This window comes from Amycolatopsis sp. NBC_00355, from assembly GCF_036104975.1.
GTDB lineage: Bacteria > Actinomycetota > Actinomycetes > Mycobacteriales > Pseudonocardiaceae > Amycolatopsis.
Map to the genome: position 1 here is coordinate 7,895,880 of NZ_CP107982.1, position 15,649 is coordinate 7,911,528.

Annotated in this window: 16 protein-coding genes; 13 read left to right on the forward strand and 3 right to left on the reverse strand. The window is 71.8% G+C overall.

Going from position 1 to position 15,649, the window contains the following annotated elements; translation table 11 throughout:
• The first annotated feature begins 115 nt into the window (after positions 1–115).
• From OHS18_RS36390 to OHS18_RS36405, 4 genes are all read left to right on the forward strand, one after another.
• Complete coding sequence (locus OHS18_RS36390) at positions 116–769, forward strand: ferritin-like fold-containing protein (protein ID WP_328444836.1); 654 nt, start codon at positions 116–118, stop codon at positions 767–769.
• 119 nt (positions 770–888) lie between these two features.
• Positions 889–1,119: a DUF3107 domain-containing protein gene (locus tag OHS18_RS36395; RefSeq protein ID WP_247063962.1), complete on the forward strand. Its 231-nt coding sequence runs from the start codon at positions 889–891 to the stop codon at positions 1,117–1,119.
• Between the two features lie 95 nt (positions 1,120–1,214).
• Entirely contained in the window at positions 1,215–2,504 is a 1,290-nt protein-coding gene (locus OHS18_RS36400) for a DUF418 domain-containing protein (RefSeq protein ID WP_328613819.1), read from the forward strand.
• 109 nt (positions 2,505–2,613) lie between these two features.
• The gene (locus tag OHS18_RS36405) at positions 2,614–3,069 is read left to right on the forward strand and encodes a pyridoxamine 5'-phosphate oxidase family protein (protein ID WP_328444831.1); all 456 of its coding nucleotides are present in this window, start codon (positions 2,614–2,616) and stop codon (positions 3,067–3,069) included.
• Between the two features lie 166 nt (positions 3,070–3,235).
• On the opposite strand, the gene OHS18_RS36410 is transcribed toward OHS18_RS36405, so the two are convergent.
• Positions 3,236–3,553: a DUF4873 domain-containing protein gene (locus OHS18_RS36410; protein WP_328444829.1), complete on the reverse strand. Its 318-nt coding sequence runs from the start codon at positions 3,551–3,553 to the stop codon at positions 3,236–3,238.
• On the reverse strand, positions 3,550–4,317 hold the full coding sequence (locus OHS18_RS36415) for a TetR/AcrR family transcriptional regulator (protein WP_328618643.1): 768 nt from the start codon (positions 4,315–4,317) through the stop codon (positions 3,550–3,552). Before OHS18_RS36415 ends, OHS18_RS36410 begins: the two co-directional genes overlap by 4 nt.
• A gap of 55 nt (positions 4,318–4,372) precedes the next feature.
• Here OHS18_RS36415 and OHS18_RS36420 point away from each other — a divergent pair, with 55 nt between their 5' ends.
• Both OHS18_RS36420 and OHS18_RS36425 read left to right on the forward strand, forming a co-directional pair.
• The gene (locus OHS18_RS36420; RefSeq protein WP_328444828.1) at positions 4,373–5,281 is read left to right on the forward strand and encodes an AurF N-oxygenase family protein; all 909 of its coding nucleotides are present in this window, start codon (positions 4,373–4,375) and stop codon (positions 5,279–5,281) included.
• A complete protein-coding gene (locus tag OHS18_RS36425; protein ID WP_328613820.1) occupies positions 5,278–6,192 on the forward strand; it encodes an alpha/beta fold hydrolase in 915 nt (304 codons plus the stop codon). The genes OHS18_RS36420 and OHS18_RS36425 overlap by 4 nt, the downstream gene beginning before the upstream one ends.
• A gap of 84 nt (positions 6,193–6,276) precedes the next feature.
• Here OHS18_RS36425 and OHS18_RS36430 read toward each other — a convergent pair whose 3' ends face one another.
• Entirely contained in the window at positions 6,277–6,903 is a 627-nt protein-coding gene (locus OHS18_RS36430) for a TetR/AcrR family transcriptional regulator (RefSeq protein ID WP_247061100.1), read from the reverse strand.
• A 213-nt stretch (positions 6,904–7,116) separates the two neighbouring features.
• Here OHS18_RS36430 and OHS18_RS36435 point away from each other — a divergent pair, with 213 nt between their 5' ends.
• The 7 genes from OHS18_RS36435 (at position 7,117) to OHS18_RS36465 (ending at position 15,614) form a co-directional block, all read left to right on the forward strand.
• Entirely contained in the window at positions 7,117–8,016 is a 900-nt protein-coding gene (locus OHS18_RS36435) for an alpha/beta fold hydrolase (RefSeq protein ID WP_328459076.1), read from the forward strand.
• An 80-nt stretch (positions 8,017–8,096) separates the two neighbouring features.
• Entirely contained in the window at positions 8,097–9,257 is a 1,161-nt protein-coding gene (locus tag OHS18_RS36440; RefSeq protein ID WP_328444824.1) for a DUF3152 domain-containing protein, read from the forward strand.
• Between the two features lie 152 nt (positions 9,258–9,409).
• Positions 9,410–10,585 (forward strand): adenylyltransferase/sulfurtransferase MoeZ, encoded by a 1,176-nt coding sequence (moeZ, locus tag OHS18_RS36445; RefSeq protein ID WP_328444822.1) that lies wholly within the window; start codon positions 9,410–9,412, stop codon positions 10,583–10,585.
• A gap of 155 nt (positions 10,586–10,740) precedes the next feature.
• Positions 10,741–11,538 (forward strand): TIGR02569 family protein, encoded by a 798-nt coding sequence (locus tag OHS18_RS36450; RefSeq protein WP_328613821.1) that lies wholly within the window; start codon positions 10,741–10,743, stop codon positions 11,536–11,538.
• Positions 11,539–11,569: 31 nt separating this feature from the next.
• Positions 11,570–11,995, forward strand: a complete 426-nt coding sequence (locus OHS18_RS36455; protein WP_328613822.1) for a hypothetical protein — start codon at positions 11,570–11,572, stop codon at positions 11,993–11,995.
• A 152-nt stretch (positions 11,996–12,147) separates the two neighbouring features.
• Positions 12,148–14,196 carry a molybdopterin oxidoreductase family protein gene (locus OHS18_RS36460; RefSeq protein WP_328613823.1) on the forward strand — a complete coding sequence of 683 codons (2,049 nt, stop codon included), beginning with the start codon at positions 12,148–12,150 and terminating at the stop codon, positions 14,194–14,196.
• Positions 14,193–15,614: an FAD-dependent oxidoreductase gene (locus OHS18_RS36465; RefSeq protein ID WP_328613824.1), complete on the forward strand. Its 1,422-nt coding sequence runs from the start codon at positions 14,193–14,195 to the stop codon at positions 15,612–15,614. The genes OHS18_RS36460 and OHS18_RS36465 overlap by 4 nt, the downstream gene beginning before the upstream one ends.
• The last annotated feature ends 35 nt before the right edge of the window (positions 15,615–15,649 follow it).

A 15,649-nucleotide genomic window follows, 5' to 3' on the forward strand; every position in this document is an offset into this window, starting at 1 on the left:
GATATCAAACGCAGTGTACCTGGTCAGCAGTTTTTCGACAGTACCCGGCACGCCGGAGGCAGTGGGATCGGTCTCGTCCCGACACGCCCGGGTGCTTCGGCGATACCCTGCTGCCGTGACCGACCCGAAAGAGATCACCGAAGGCGTCGTCGACCTTCTGGGTGTGATCGCCTACCTCGAGCTGTCCGCCTTCGACCGGTTGGCGGAAGACGCGCGCAGCGCGCCCACGCTGGCCGGGCGGGCCGCGCTGGCGGCCATGGCGGCCGCCGAGATCGGTCACTACGGCCTGCTGTCCGCGCACCTGGCCGCGCACGGCGTGGCGATCGAGGACGCGATGGCGCCGTTCCCGAAGCACATCGACGACTGGCACGCTTCGACCCCGCCGAAGTCGTGGCTGGAGTCGCTCGTCAAAGCCTACGTCGGCGACGGCCTCGCCGCCGATCTCTACCGGGAGATGGCCAGCTGGCTGGACCCCGAGACCAAGGACCTGGTGCTCACCGTGCTGGCCGACACCGGACACTCCGCCTTCGCCGAGCGCGAGGTGGCGGCCGGGATCGAAGCCGACCCCAAGACCCGCGACAAGCTCGCCCTGTGGGGGCGCCGCCTGCTCGGCGAAGCGCTCACGCAGGCCCAGTACGTCGTCGCCGAACGAGACGGCCTGGCCGAGCTCATCATCGGCGGTTCGGGCGACCTCTCCGGAATTGCGGCGCTCTTCCGACGGTTGCAACAGGGGCACACGAAGCGCATGCAGGCCCTCGGCCTGGGCTGACCCCGATGGAGTACCAGGACACGACGACGTGGCCGGGCGCGGACATGCGGCACCGCAACGACCCGGTTCGGTTAGCCTTGCCGAGCACATCCCTTTCGAATTTCCAGCGGAGGTCCCACGTGGAGGTCAAGATCGGCATCAAGGACACCCCGCGCGAGCTGGTGGTGTCCAGTGGCCAGTCTCCCGACGAGGTGGAGAAGCTGGTCGCCGAAGCCCTGACGGCCGGTGACGGGCTCTTCCGCCTCAGCGACGAGAAGGGCCGGAAGTACATCGTGCCCTCCGATCGCATCGCCTACGTCGAGATCGCGCCGTCCGACACCCGCAAGGTCGGCTTCGGCGTCGGCGACTGACATCACACCGCGGTAACCGCCAGGTCTCAGCTCGCTCTCAGCCCCGACCGTCACCCTGCTCCGGCAGGGATTCGACGGGGTGAACGAGAGATGAGGTGGACGGCGTCTTCGCGGTACCAACGGCTCCGGTACGGAGCCGCGAACACCAGCCCACGGCCGGTCCCGCTCCCCGGAGCGGACCGGCCGTCCGGCTGACCGGGATCGATGTGGCCCGCGGGCTCGCGGTGCTCGGGATGTACGCGGTGCACCTCGGGCCGAACCCGCTCGACGGCGGCAGCGCCGTCTGGTTCAAGCCCTTCGAAGGCCATTCCGCCGCGCTCTTCGCGGTGCTCGCCGGGGTCTCGATCGCGCTGATGTCCGGCGGGCGGCGGCCCAGACAGGGCCGGGCTCGCACACGCGTCGCGCTCCGGCTGGCGACCCGGGCCCCGCTGCTGGTCGCGCTGGGGCTCCTGCTGAGCGGGCTGGGCACCGGCTACATGGTCATCCTCGCCTACTACGGCGCCTGTTTCCTGCTCGCGATCCCGTGGCTGCGCTGCCGGGCGCGCACGCTCGCCGTCGCCGCCCTGGTCACGGCCGTGGTGATGCCGCTGGTGTCCTTCGCGCTCCGCTCCGCCTTCGCGCCGCGCGACCTGGTCTTCGAGGCGCCGGACGTCGCGTGGGGCGACTTCGCGACCTGGCACGGCCTCGGGCGCGCGGCCGGCGTGCTGCTGCTGACCGGGACGTTCCCGGCGGTCACGCTCATGGCGTACCTCTTCGCCGGGATGGCGATCGGACGCCTCGACCTGCGCTCCCCGGCGATCGCTCGCCGGCTGTGCTTCGGCGGCGCGGCGCTGGCTGCGGGCGCGTACGCCGTCTCGTGGGTCGCGACGCGCGTCTTCGGCGGCCTCGACGCCGTCCACCGGGCCCTGGAACCGGCGGCGGCGAGCTACGGCATGAGCCCGGAAACGCTGCTGCACCTCGACGAGTCCTGGATCCACGGCACCCCGCCGACCACGACGTGGGCCTGGGAGCTCCTGCCGAGCGGCGCGTCGTGCACGCCGTTCGACCTGCTGGTGTCGATCGGCCTCGCGGCGTCGGTGATCGGCGGCTGCCTGCTGCTCGAACCGCGCTTCGAGCGGCTCCTGCGTCCGCTGGCCGATCTCGGCGGCCGCGCGCTTTCCGCGTACGCGCTGCACTTCGTGGCGATCTGGCTCATCTGGGACAGCGCCGACGACGGCCCGGACGTGTTCGCCCTCACCCATTTCGTGGCCTTCTCGGCGGTCGCGCTCATCACCTCGGTGGCCTGGCGTCGCCGGATCGGGCGCGGCCCGCTCGAATGGGCGATGGCACGGCTGTCGCGGTGGCCGGACCGGCTGCCCGACGCGTACCTCCCGGCCGGTCGCTAGGTTCACCGGATCGGTGCGCTTTGCTTGGTGTGTCGGGGTTTCGGCGCTTAACTTCGTCGGCGATCCGGCGCCACGGGGCCCGGACCGACACCCCCACCGGAGCAAGTCGATGACCACAGCCGAGCCCACGACGACCGCCGTGGCGGACCTCGTGCGGAGCACCCTGGCGACGCACAAGTCGCTGTTCCTCGCCACCTCGGGCAGCGACGGGCCGTGGGTCGGCGGCGTCTACTTCGCCGAGGACGGCCCGTTCACGCTGAACCTGGTGCTGGAACGCCGCGGCCGGACGCTCGCCGCGATCCGCGAGAACCCGGTGGTCTCGCTGGTCGTGTCGACCGGCTCGCCGATGCAGCCGTTCCTGCAGGCCCAGGCGCTGGCCGAGGTCGTCGGCGGCGAGGACGACACGCAGGTGCGGGAGACGCTGGTGGCGAAGGTCCCGGAGGCGGCGCCGTTCCTGGACGCGCCCGTGGTGGCGGTCCGGCTGAGCGTCCGGGGCTGGCGCGCCACGGACATCGCGAACGGCTGGCTCCCGGGCCGCGAGCTGCCGGGCCCCCGCACCCCCTGAGCCGTACCGGCACGGCCACCGCGCGGGTGGCCGAGCCGGTTCCTGCCGCTCCACCCGCGGCGGCGCTTCCGGGCGAGCGTCGCCGTGGGTGGAGCGAAAGTCCGTGAAGGCCTCCTTGAGGGACTTAGAGTCCCGGAAGGGGGCCTTCACGGACTTCTGGGCGAGCTCAGGCGTTGAGTTCTTCCAGCGTCGTCGGCACGTGGAACGGCGGCGTGCTCGTGCCCGTGATCCGGTAGCGGCCCCACGGGTCCGGGTCCGACAGCTCGCCCGTCGCCGAATGCTCGCCCGCGTGGATCTCGACGGCCTTCTTCTTGCCGCCGGCGAGGCGAGACAGCTCTTCGTGCACCGCCACCCGGCCGTACCAGCGGTAGAAGCCGTCGATCGGCTGGAAGTACCCGCGCAGTTCCACCTGGGCCGTCAGCGAAACGCCGTCGACCACCAGGGTCGCTTCGCCGCTGTAGCCGTCTTCGTCGTGGTCGCTCATGAGGTTTCCTCCACGGGGTCGGCGCGGCCCAGCTGGACCACCTTGTTCGCTTCCAGCGGCTGGTTCGGGTCGATGACGACGCCGTGCTGGCGGCTCAGCCCGTCGATGGCCGCCCAGATGATCTGGGTCAGGTACTCGACGACCGCGTCGCGGCCCATCGAGCGGCGGTCCAGCCACCACTCGCCGGTGTTCTGGACCATGCCGACGATGCCGTGCGCCCACGGCTCGGCCGCGCCGGAGTCCATGTTGAACATCCGCATGTAGTCGCCGAGCAGCGCGGTCAGCGCCGTCGCGATCAGTTCCTTGTCCTCGGCCACGACGTCGGAGCTGACCGGCTTCTCCGGACGTCCGTGCGCGAGCAGCCGGTACAGGTTCGGGTGCTCCTCGATCACGGTGAAGAACGCGTCGAGGGCCATCCGGATCCGCGGCACCGGCGCGAGCTCGGCGTTGATCGCCGGGATCAGCCGCTCGAAGAGGATCTCCGTGCCGCGCTGCCCGAGGGCGACGTAGAGGTCGGCCTTGTCGTCGAAGTGCCGGTACAGCACGGGTTTCGTGACGCCCGCTTCGGCGGCGACGTCCTCCATGCCGAGGTCCGGGCCGTGCGTGTCGAGCGCGCGCAACGCGGCTTCGACGAACTCCTTGCGCCGCGCGATCCGGTGCTTGCGCCAGCGGTCCCGGCGGGCGTCGCCGGTCGCCTCCTCGTCGCGCGACGAAGGCTCGGACGACTTGCCGGAGCGCTTGACACGTTCGATCACGAGAGGGATGCTACCAGAGGTAACTGTTACCTCAAGTTACATGTTTCGGAAGGGGTTGTCGGCAATGACGCGGACGCTGAAGGAACCGGATCGCGACAAGACCGCGGAGCGGCTGCTCAAGTCGTCGGCGAACAAGTTCTACGACCCCGACGTCGACATCGACTGGACCGCGCCGCTGGTCGAGGGCAAGCGGTTCATTCCGGACGAGCGCTCCTCGCTCTACGGCACCGAACTCTGGGACAAACTGACGCCGGAGCAGCGCATCGAGCTCGGCAAGCACGAGGTCGCCAGCGTCGCCACCACCGGGCTGTGGTTCGAAATCCTCCTGATGCAGATGCTGCTCAAGGAGGTCTACGAGCAGGACCCGACGTCCGCGCACGCGCAGTTCGCGCTCACCGAGATCGCCGACGAATGCCGGCACTCGACGATGTTCGCGCGGATGGCGTCGCGGATCGGCTGCCCCGCCTACGGCCCGGTGCCGTGGCTGCGGAAGCTCGCGAAGCTGATGCCGACGATCTCCTACGGCCCGGCGCGCTACGGCGCGATCCTGGTCGCCGAGGAGGTGCTCGACCGGCTGCAGCGCGAGCAGATGAACGACGACGGCATCCAGCCGCTGGTCCGGATGGTCAACCGGATCCACGTGCTGGAGGAGGCGCGGCACGTCACCTTCGCCCGCGAAGAGGTCACCCGCGGCATGGCGAAGCTGTCGAAGGCCGAGATCGGCTACCAGCAGTTCATCATCGCGCTCATCTCGTACTTCGTGACGCGGGCGTTCATCAACCCGAACGTCTACAAGGCGGTCGGCATCCGGCCGCGCGACGGCGTCGAAGCGGCGCTGAACAACCCGCACTGGCAGGGCACGATCGCCTGGGCCGGCGAGAAGATCATGCCGTTCCTCGAGGAGTCGGGCCTGGTCGGCTTGCCCGGCAAGTACTTCTGGCGCAAGTCCTTCCTGCTCCCGGCGGGCCGGTGACCACCACCGCGTCGCGGCTGCGCGACCCGTCGATCGCGCACCGGTTCGTCGCGAGTGACGGCGCCGCGCTGCACGTCGAGCTGTCCGGGCCCGCAGACTCGGCCGTGACGCTGGTGCTGGTGCACGGCTGGACGCAGGACCACCGGACGTGGGACTTCGTGCTGCCGCACCTCGACCCCGGCGTGCGCGTGCTGCGTTACGACCTGCGCGGCCACGGCGGTTCGGCGCACGCGCGCCCGGGCTCGGCGTCGATCGCCCGGCTCGCCGACGACCTCGCCGAGGTGATCGCCGACCGCGCCCCGGACGGCCCGCTCGTGCTCGCCGGGCACTCGATGGGCGGCATGACGCTGATGGTGCTCGCCGAACGGCACCCCGCGCTGGTCGCGTCGCGGCTCGCGGGGGCGGCGTTCGTGGCGACGTCGTCGGGGGACATGGACCGGCTGACGCTCGGGTTCCCGGGCCTGGTCGGCCGGGGCGTCACGCGCTTCGAGCCGCGGCTGGCCCGCCTGCTGGCCGGCTTGCGGTCGGACACGCTGCGCCTGCGGCCGGGGATGGTCCGGTCCGGCTCGCGTCGCTTGGTCTTCGGCGACCGGCCGGGCCGCGCGCAGGTGGACAGCGTCGTCGAGCAGCTGCTGTGCGCCCACCCGGCGAGCGCCGGGCTGTTCCTGGAAGCGATCGCGTCCCACCGCGGCGTCGGCGGCCTGGGCGCGCTCTGCGACGTCCCGTCGGTGGTGCTGGCGGGGGAGAAGGACCGGCTGTGCCCGCTGGCGCACGCGAAGGTGATCGCGGACGAGCTGCCGCACGCGGAGTTCGTCCGCTACCCGGGAGCCGGCCACATGCTGCCGCAGGAACGCCCCTACGAAGTGGCCCGCCGCATCTCGGCCCTGGTCCGCACGGCCGCCCCTCGTTGACACGCCGTAAACAATGCATCTTTCCTAGGGAAAGTTCCGCTTTCGGGGGTCGAAAACGGAACTTTCCCTAGGAAAGATGCGTCCTCAGGAGTCTTTGAGCGGGAAGCCGCCGCCGATGCCTCGCCAGGCGAGGTTGGCCGTCAGGGCGACCGCCTCCTCCTGGCTCATCGACTGGTGGTGCTGCAGCCAGAACCGGGCGCTGACCTGGCTCATCCCGACCAGCCCGACCGCCAGCAGCCGCGCCTTGTCCTCGTCGAGGCCGGCGTCCGCCGTGATCGTGTCCGTGATCGCGTCCACGCTCGCCGACGTCGCGCGGTCCACCGCTTCCTGGACCGCCGGCTCGCCGCGCAGGTCGGACTCGAACACCATGCGGAACGCGCCCGCGTCGCTGCTCACGAAGTCGAAGAACGCGCCGACCGTGGCCGGGACGCGCTGCTTGTTCTCCGTCGTCGAGTCCAGCGCCGCCTGCACGCGCCTGACCAGCTCGTCGACATGGCTTTCGAGCAGCGCGATGTACAGGTCGAGCTTGCCGGGGAAGTGCTGGTAGAGCACCGGCTTGCTGACGCCCGCGACCTCGGCGATCTCGTCCATGGCGGCGGCGTGGTAGCCGTTCTCGGCGAAGACCCGCTGCGCCGCGGCGAGGAGCTGGGCCCGGCGCTCGGTCCGGGGCAAGCGCACCCCTCGTTGCTGCAACCGCGTCATCTCCGTCATGCTCTTCCTCCCGTCTTCGCCACCTTCGACGGGCGGGGTCGCCACCGCGTGAAGTCGACCTGAAGATTACTCGCCGGTACGCGTGCTGTGCCAAGTGTCGGGCATCCTGGAGCCGTGAAGACCTCCGCCCACGGCCCGGGAGACGTCGGCGCGGCCCGGCCGCCGGTGACCCACGTGCCCCTCTCCACCAGGGCTTTGCCGTCGCTCGAACCGGTGCTGCCGCCCTGGCCGGCGACGTTCGAAGAGGTCGGCACCGCCCGCCTCCAGGTGCGCCGCACGCCGGGCCCGGACGGCGTGCCGGCCGTCTACCTCCACGGCCTCGGCGGTTCGTCGACGAACTGGACCGACCTGGCGGCACTGCTCGCCCCGGTCGCCGGGGGCACCGCGCCGGATCTGCCGGGCTTCGGCTCCTCAGAGCCCGAGGCCGGGTTCGACTTCAGCCTCGAAGCGCACGCCGAGGTCGTCGCGCGGCACATCCGCGACGTCGGCGCTCCGGTCCACCTGCTCGGCAACTCGATGGGCGGCGCCATCGCGCTGATCGTGGCCGCGCGGCACCCGGAGCTCGTCAAGACGCTGACGCTCATCTCGCCCGCGATGCCCGACCGGCGCCCCGACCCGCGGCGGCTGTCGGACCCGCGGATGGCGTTCGCGTACCTGCCGCTGGTCGGCGCGCGGGCGCGCGCCCAGCTCGCCGCGCTCGGCCCGCGGGAACGCGCCGCGCAGGTCATCAAGCTGTGCTTCGCGGACCCGTCGAGGTTCCCGGAGAGCCGGCTCGACGAGCTGACCGAGGAGCACGGCGCCCGCGCGGCCTTCGCCTGGGCCGCGCCGGCGATGGCGCGCAGCACGTTCGGCATCTTCCGGGCCTGGTCGGCGGTCGGGAAGGCGTCCCTGTGGGCGCTCGCGCCGTTGGTGAAGGTGCCGACGCTGGTCGTCTGGGGTCGCGAGGACCGCGTCATCTCGGTGCGACGCGCCATGCGGACCGCCCGCGCGATCCCGCGGGCCCGGTTGCTGGTGCTCCCGCGCACCGGCCACGTGGCGCAGATGGAGCGTCCGATCGTCGTCGCGAAGGCGGTCCTCGGCATGTGGGAGCACGTCGAAGCCGGAAATTGGTAGCCCGATCGGGCGACAACTGATCGCTGCGTGATCCGCCAGTCGCCGAGGGCGCCGCTTCGGCGCTGTGGCACCCTGGTGCGGTGGACCGGGTGAAGCAGGACGCGCGAGGTGATGATCGGCGGGCTCCCCACCGCGCGTCGGCCCGCCGGCCCGCGCAAGGCGCCCCGGAGCCCGAAGAGCCGCCGCGCACCGGGCAGTACCGCCCGTCGAAGGCGCCGGCCCAGCGCGTCAGCGAGGACCGCTACCGCCCGGGCGGGCGCCGGACCTCCGCCGAGCCGCTGAGCGCTTCCTGGAAGCCGCACGTGGAGGCGCGGGAGGCCAAGCAGGCCGAAGAGCCCCCGAAGACCGCCTTCGCCAAGCTCACCAAGACCTACGGCTGGCGCGTCTACGCGCTGCCGATCCTCGTAGTGCTGACCGTGCTCGTCGTCGTCAACACCGCGAACAGCCCGGCCGAGCCGATCGCCGAGCAGGGCGCCGGTTCCGGGATCGAGTCGGCGGGCGGCGACACGTCCGGTGGCTCCATCGACGGCGCCGACGGCCAGGGCATCCCGGAGAACCCGGCGACGCCGGTCGACCTCAAGGTGCCGACCGCGGACCTCCCCGAGGGCAGCCCCTTCACCCAGGCCGGCGCGGGCGCGTGGCACACCGTGCCCGGCAGCGGCCCGAAGGTCGGCTCCGGGAAGCTGTACACCTACACCGTCGACGTCGAGGACGGCATCGACCCGGCCAGCTACGCCGGTGACGACGCCTTCGCCACGGCGGTCCAGGGCACGCTGTCGGATCCCAAGAGCTGGACGTGGGACGGCAAGGTCGCCTTCCAGCGGGTGGACGCGAACTTCCCGAACCCGTCGTTCAAGGTGAGCCTCACCACGCCGGAGACGACGCACCGGGCGGACGCCTGCGGGTTCCAGATCAAGTTCGAGGCGTCCTGCTACCGCAAGAGCATGGGCCGCGTCCTGATCAACCTGGCCCGCTGGGTGCGCGGCGCGAAGGCCTACGGCGCCGACATGACCGGCTACCGGCAATACGCCATCAACCACGAGGTCGGGCACGCCCTGGGCAACCAGCACGTCGGCTGCGGCGGCAACAACCAGCCCGCGCCGGTGATGATGCAGCAGTCCTTCGGCGTCAACGACGACTACGTCTCGATGCTCAACGACATCCCCGGCGGCGACAAGGGCAAGGTCGCCAAGGACGGTCTGATCTGCAAGACCAACTCCTGGCCGAACCCCACGCCGTGACATCCGGGGCTCGCCCCGGGCCGAGGGCTCCGTCACCCGGAACCCGTGAACGCTGCGGTAGCCGTCCCACGATCCGGACCTGGGAAGGTCTGTTTGCCTACGCGCGTTGTGCATAGTGGGATGGACGCGATCCGCGCGAGATGGAGGACCCGATGTCAGCACTGCCGCCGCTCGTCGAGCCGGCTGCCGAGCTCACCAAGGAAGAGGTGGCTCGTTACAGCCGTCACCTGATCATCCCGGACGTCGGGGTGACCGGGCAGAAGCGGCTGAAGAACGCGAAGGTCCTGGTCATCGGCGCCGGCGGCCTCGGCAGCCCGGCGCTGCTGTACCTGGCCGCGGCCGGCGTCGGCTCGCTCGGCATCGTCGACTTCGACGTCGTCGACGAGTCGAACCTGCAGCGCCAGGTCATCCACGGCCAGTCCGACGTCGGCAAGCTCAAGGCCGCGTCCGCCCAGGAGTCGATCGCCGAGATCAACCCGCTGGTCCGGGTGTACCTGCACACCGAGCGGCTGGACTCGTCGAACGCGCTGGAGATCTTCGAGCAGTACGACCTGATCGTCGACGGCACGGACAACTTCGCCACGCGCTACCTGGTGAACGACGCCGCGGTGCTGCTGGGCAAGCCGTACGTCTGGGGCTCGATCTTCCGGTTCGAGGGCCAGGTCAGCGTGTTCTGGGAGGACGCGCCGAACGGCAGGGGCCTCAACTACCGCGACCTCTACCCGGAGCCGCCGCCCCCGGGCATGGTCCCGTCGTGCGCCGAGGGTGGCGTGCTGGGCGTGCTGTGCGCGTCCATCGGCTCGATCATGGTGACCGAGGCGATCAAGCTCATCACCGGCATCGGCGAGCCGCTGCTCGGGCGGCTCATCAGCTACGACGCGCTGGAGATGAAGTACCGCGAGGTCAAGATCCGCAAGGACCCGGAGACCCCGAAGATCACCGAGCTGATCGACTACGAGGCGTTCTGCGGTGTGGTGTCGGACGAGGCCGCGTCGGCGGCGTCCGGCAGCACCATCACGCCGGCGGAGCTCAAGGCCAAGTTCGACAGCGGCGAGAACTTCGCCCTGATCGACGTCCGCGAGCCGCACGAGTACGAGATCGTCAACATCAAGGGCGCGACGCTGATCCCGAAGGACCGCATCCTCTCGGGCGAGGCGCTGGCCGAGCTCCCGCAGGACAAGCCGATCGTCCTGCACTGCAAGTCGGGCGCCCGCTCGGCGGAGGCCCTGGCGGCCCTGCACGCAGCCGGCTTCAAGGACGCGACGCACCTCGGCGGCGGCGTGCTGGCCTGGGCCAAGCAGATCGACCCGAGCCTGCCGACCTACTGACAGTGGTTGTCCGTGAAGGCCACCTTGAGGGACCCAGAGTCCCTCAAGGTGGCCTTCACGGCGTTTCGGCCCGGTTCTCACCGTGCGCTCAAAACGGTGTGTGACCAGCGCGTCTTCTCGATCGTGGACCACCCGGCCGGGTACCGTCGGGACTTGTGCGGTCAACCCTCGAACGCCCTCCCGGCCACGTCTGCTCGGCCTTCGGCGGGCTTGCCGACGGCGGCGAACCGATGCCGGACTCGGCGGCGTGGCGCTGCGGCGATCTGGTGCTCAAACCGGTCACCGACAAGGCCCGGACCCTGTGGACCGCCCGCGCGCTCGACTACGTCGACGAGCCGGGCCTGCGGGTCGCGAAGCCGGTGCGGTCCACCGACGGCCGGTGGATCGTCGGCGGCTGGACGGCGTCGCGGTTCGTCGCCGGCTCGGCCGAGCACCGCGGTGACGCGGCGGTGCTGGCCGCGGTGAAGCTGCACCGGGCGACCGTCGGGCTGCCGCGGCCGGACTTCATCGCCGCCCGCAAGGACGTCGACGCCGTCGCCGACCGGGTCGCCTGGGAAGAGCTCGAGGTTCCCCTGGACGAGACCAAGGGCGGCCGCTGGTTCGAGGTCCTGGCCGGCGCGCGCCGGCCGATCAAGCTGCCGTCCCAGGTCGCGCACGGCGAGCTGCTGGCGGGCCTGCTCTTCGACGGCGACGCAACACCGGGCTTGGTCGACTTCGTCCCGTACTACCGCCCGGGCGAGTACGGCGCCGCGATCGTCGCGGTCGACGCGCTGGCCTGGGGCGGCGCGACCCGCGAGCTGGTCGAACGCTGGGCCCACCTGCCGGAGTGGCCGCAGCTGCTGCTGCGCGCGGTGCTGTTCCGCCTGGCGGCGAACGCGTTGAACCCGAGGTCGACGCGGGCGGCGTTGGACGGCCTTCGCGTGGCGGCCCGCGAGGTCAGCGGCGTGCTCTAACCTGGACGCATGATCGCTCTTCGAAAGGGCCATGCCGCGTAGCCGGCCTTCGAGCCTGCGCCGGGCTCATCGCATCGAGGCGGCCACGCCGCCGATCCGGGTTCCGCACCTTTCCCGCCGCGCCGCGCGTGAGCTCGCGTTCGCCGAGGTGGACGCCGGGTTCGGCCCGGGTAGCACCGCCGAACTACTGCTCGCCTGGGATCGTGGCACCCGCTCGCCGGACGTGCTGTCGGTGTCGGACGTGTGCCCCTGCTCGGAGTGCGACCCGGTGGGCGCGCGGCGGGACCTGGCCGGGCTTCTCCAGAAGCTGCCACGCCGGGAGCGCGCGCTGGTGAGGGCGGTGCTCTCCCTCGCGGACCGCCGGTTCGCGCGCCGCACGCCGTCCGATCCGCTCAGCCGGTCGCCGTGGTGGTTCGAGCGGCGCTTCCTCGAACAGGACGGCTGGGGCAGGCGCTGAACACCGCACGCCCGGAGTGGCGCCGGTCACGCACCTCACCGCCGGGGGCGCGTGAGTCGCGCCGCAATGTCAACTGCCGGAAACATTCGGTCGATTCCGAGTAACACGGCCTCCTTAGCGTCGGGGCATCCCGAACGACGCCGGAGGTGCACGTGCCGCAGGTCGACACGCACTGCCCGTACTGCGCGCTGCAGTGCGGCATGCGCCTCGAGGGCGTCCGCGTCACGCCGCGGGACTTCCCGGTCAACGCCGGCGGCCTGTGCCAGAAGGGCTGGACGGCCGGCGAACTCCTGACGTCGCCGAGGCGGCTGACCAGTCCGATGGTCCGTGTCGACGGCGTGCTCGAGCCGGTCGGCTGGGACTTCGCTCTCGACTTCGTCGCGCGGAAGCTGGGGGAACTCCGGGAAGCACACGGCCCGGACGCCGTCGCGGTCTTCGGCGGCGGTGGGCTGACCAACGAAAAGGCCTACCTGCTCGGCAAGTTCGCCCGCGTCGCGCTCGGCACCTCGCAGATCGACTACAACGGCCGGTTCTGCATGTCCTCGGCCGCCGCCGCGGGGATCAAGGCCTTCGGCGCCGACCGCGGGATGCCGTTCCCCGTCACCGATCTGGCCGGCGCCGACGTCGTGCTGCTCGCCGGGGCGAACCCGGCCGAAACGATGCCGCCGTTCACCCAGCACCTGCGCGGTGCCGACGTGATCGTCGTCGACCCGCGGCGGACGCCGACCGCCGAGCTCGCCGGCTTGCACCTCGCTCCCGCGCCCGGCACCGATCTCGCGCTGGCGCTGGGCATCCTGCACGCCGTCGTCGCCGACGGTCACCTGAACCAGTCCTATGTGGACGCGCGGACGAGCGGCTTCGCGCAGATGTGGCGGATCGCCGCGTCCTGGTGGCCGGAACGCGCCGAGCAGGTCACCGGCGTTCCGGCCGCCGACATGCGGCTGGCCGCCGCGAAGCTCGCCAACGCGCGCAACGTCTACATCCTCACCGCCCGCGGCACCGAGCAGCACGCCACGGGCACCGCGACCGTCGGCGGCTGGATCAACCTCGCCCTCTCGCTGGGCCTGCCGGGCCGGAAAGGTTCCGGCTTCGGCTGTCTCACCGGCCAGGGCAACGGCCAGGGCGGCCGCGAGCACGGCCAGAAAGCCGACCAGCTGCCCGGCTACCGCAAGCTCGACGACCCGGCCGCCCGCGAGTACGTCGCCGGAGTGTGGGGCGTCGACGCCGACTCGCTGCCCGGACCCGGGCGTTCGGCGTCCGAACTGCTCGAAGCGCTCGGTCAGGAGGGCGGGCCGAAGGCGCTGATGGTGTTCGGCAGCAACGTCGTCGTCTCGGCGCCGCGCTCCCAGCGGGTCCAAGATCGACTGTCCGCCCTGGACCTCCTGGTGGTCGCGGACTTCGTGCTGTCCGAGACGGCGGCGCTCGCCGACGTTGTCCTCCCGGTCACCCAATGGGCCGAAGAAGACGGCACCCTCACCAACTTGGAGGGCCGGATCCTGCTGCGACGCAGAGCCATCGATCCACCGCCGGGCGTGCGGTCCGATTTGGACGTCCTCAACGGACTCGCCCGTCGGCTCGGCCAACCCGAAGGGCGTTTCCCGGCCGACGCCGAGACGGTGTTCGAGGAGTTGCGGATCGCGTCCAAGGGCGGCATCGCCGACTACTCGGGTGTCAGCTACGACCGGCTGCGCGCCGGCGAGGCGCTGCACTGGCCGGTGCCGGCCGACGACCACCCCGGCACGCCGCGGATGTTCCTCGACGGCTTCGCCCACCCGGACGGCCGCGCGCGGTTCGTGCCGGTCGAGCACACCGGCCCGGCCGAACTGCCGGACGACGAGTTCCCGCTGCAGGCCACCACCGGCCGCGTGCTGCAGCACTACCAGTCGGGCGCGCAGACCCGCTTGATCGGTGAGCTGAACGACGTCGTGCCGGAGGCGTTCGTCGAGGTGCACCCGGACACCGCCAAGCGCGCCGGGCTCGAAGAAGGCGACCACGCGCGGATCCGCTCCCGTCGCGGCGAGATGACGGCGAAGGTGCGGTTCGCGCAGACGCTGCGGCCCGACCTGGTCTTCGTGCCGTTCCACTTCCCCGGCGCGCAGCGCGCGAACCTGTTCACCAACCCGGCGCTCGACCCGGTCAGCCGGATGCCGGAGTTCAAGGTGTGCGCCGTCGCCCTGTCCGCTGTGGACGGTGTGGCATGAGCGCCCGGGACGTCGTGATCGTCGGGTACGGCATGGCCGGGGCCCGGCTGGCCGACGAGATCCGCCGCCGCGACCCGGCCGCCGAGCGTGTCCGGCTGACCGTGCTCGGCGCCGAGAAGCACGCGGCCTACAACCGGGTGCTGCTCTCGGCCGTCGTCGCGGGCGGGATGAGCCCGGCGAGCGTCCGGCTGCACGACGACGAGTGGGCTGCGCGCGTGAACGTCGACCTCCGCCTCGGCACGGAAGCCGTGCGGATCGACCGCGGGAAGCGCTGCGTCGAGCTGGCCGACGGGTCCACTGTGGACTATGACGCCCTGGTGCTCGCCACCGGCGCCAACCCGTGGATCCCGCCGGTCGAAGGCCTCGGACCCGGTGTGGTCACCTTCAGGACGCTCGACGACTGCGCCAGGATCCTCGACGCCGCCCGCTTCGGCGCGCCGGTCGCGGTGCTCGGCGGCGGGCTGCTCGGGCTTGAAGCCGCGCGCGGCCTGGCCGGGCGCGGCAACCAGGTGACCGTTGTGCACCCGAACGGCCACGTCATGGAGCGCCAGCTCGACCCGGCCGCCGGGCACGTGCTGGCCCGGCAGCTGACCGCGATGGGCGTTAACTTCCGGTTCGGTGCCACCGCCGCCCGCTACCTACCCGGCGACGGCCTCAAGCTCGACGACGGCAGCTTCGTCCCGGCCGACCTCGTCGTGGTCGCCGCCGGGGTCCGGGCCGAGACGAGCCTCGCCGAGGACGCCGGGCTCGACGTCGACCGCGGGATCCTGGTGGACGACGTGCTGCGCACCAGCGACGGCCGGATCCACGCGCTCGGCGACTGCGCTCGTCACCCCGGCGCCCCGGGCGGACTGATCCAGCCCGCGTGGGAGCAGGCCGAGGTGCTGGCCGACGTCCTGACCGGCACGAACGCCGCCGCGCGCTACCGCGGCACGACCGCGGTCACCCGGCTCAAGGCCCGCGGCATCGACCTCGCCGCGCTGGGGGAGACGCAGGTCGAGGCCACCGACGACGACGCGGAGGTGCTGACGTTCACCGACCCGGCCGGCGGCCGGTACGGCAAGCTCGTCGTCCGCGAAAACCGCGTCACCGGGGCGATCCTGCTGGGCCTGCCCGACGCGGCCGCGTCGATCACCCAGTACCACGACCGCGGGACGCCGTTGCCGGAAGACCGGCTCGCGGTGCTCCTCGGCCGGGCGCTGCCGGCCGGTGCCACCCCGGCGGCCAGCCCGGCCGACCTGCCGGCGACCGCGGTGATCTGCCGCTGCAACAACGTCACCAAGGCCCGGCTGATCGACGCCTGGAAAGCCGGGGCCACCGATACTCCCGCACTGGCGCGGGCCACGCGGGCCACCACGGGCTGCGGCGGGTGCGCCGACACCGTCGGCGCCGTCGCGAACTGGCTGGCCGCGCAATGACATCCCCGACGACCACCCGACCTTCGGACGAGGAG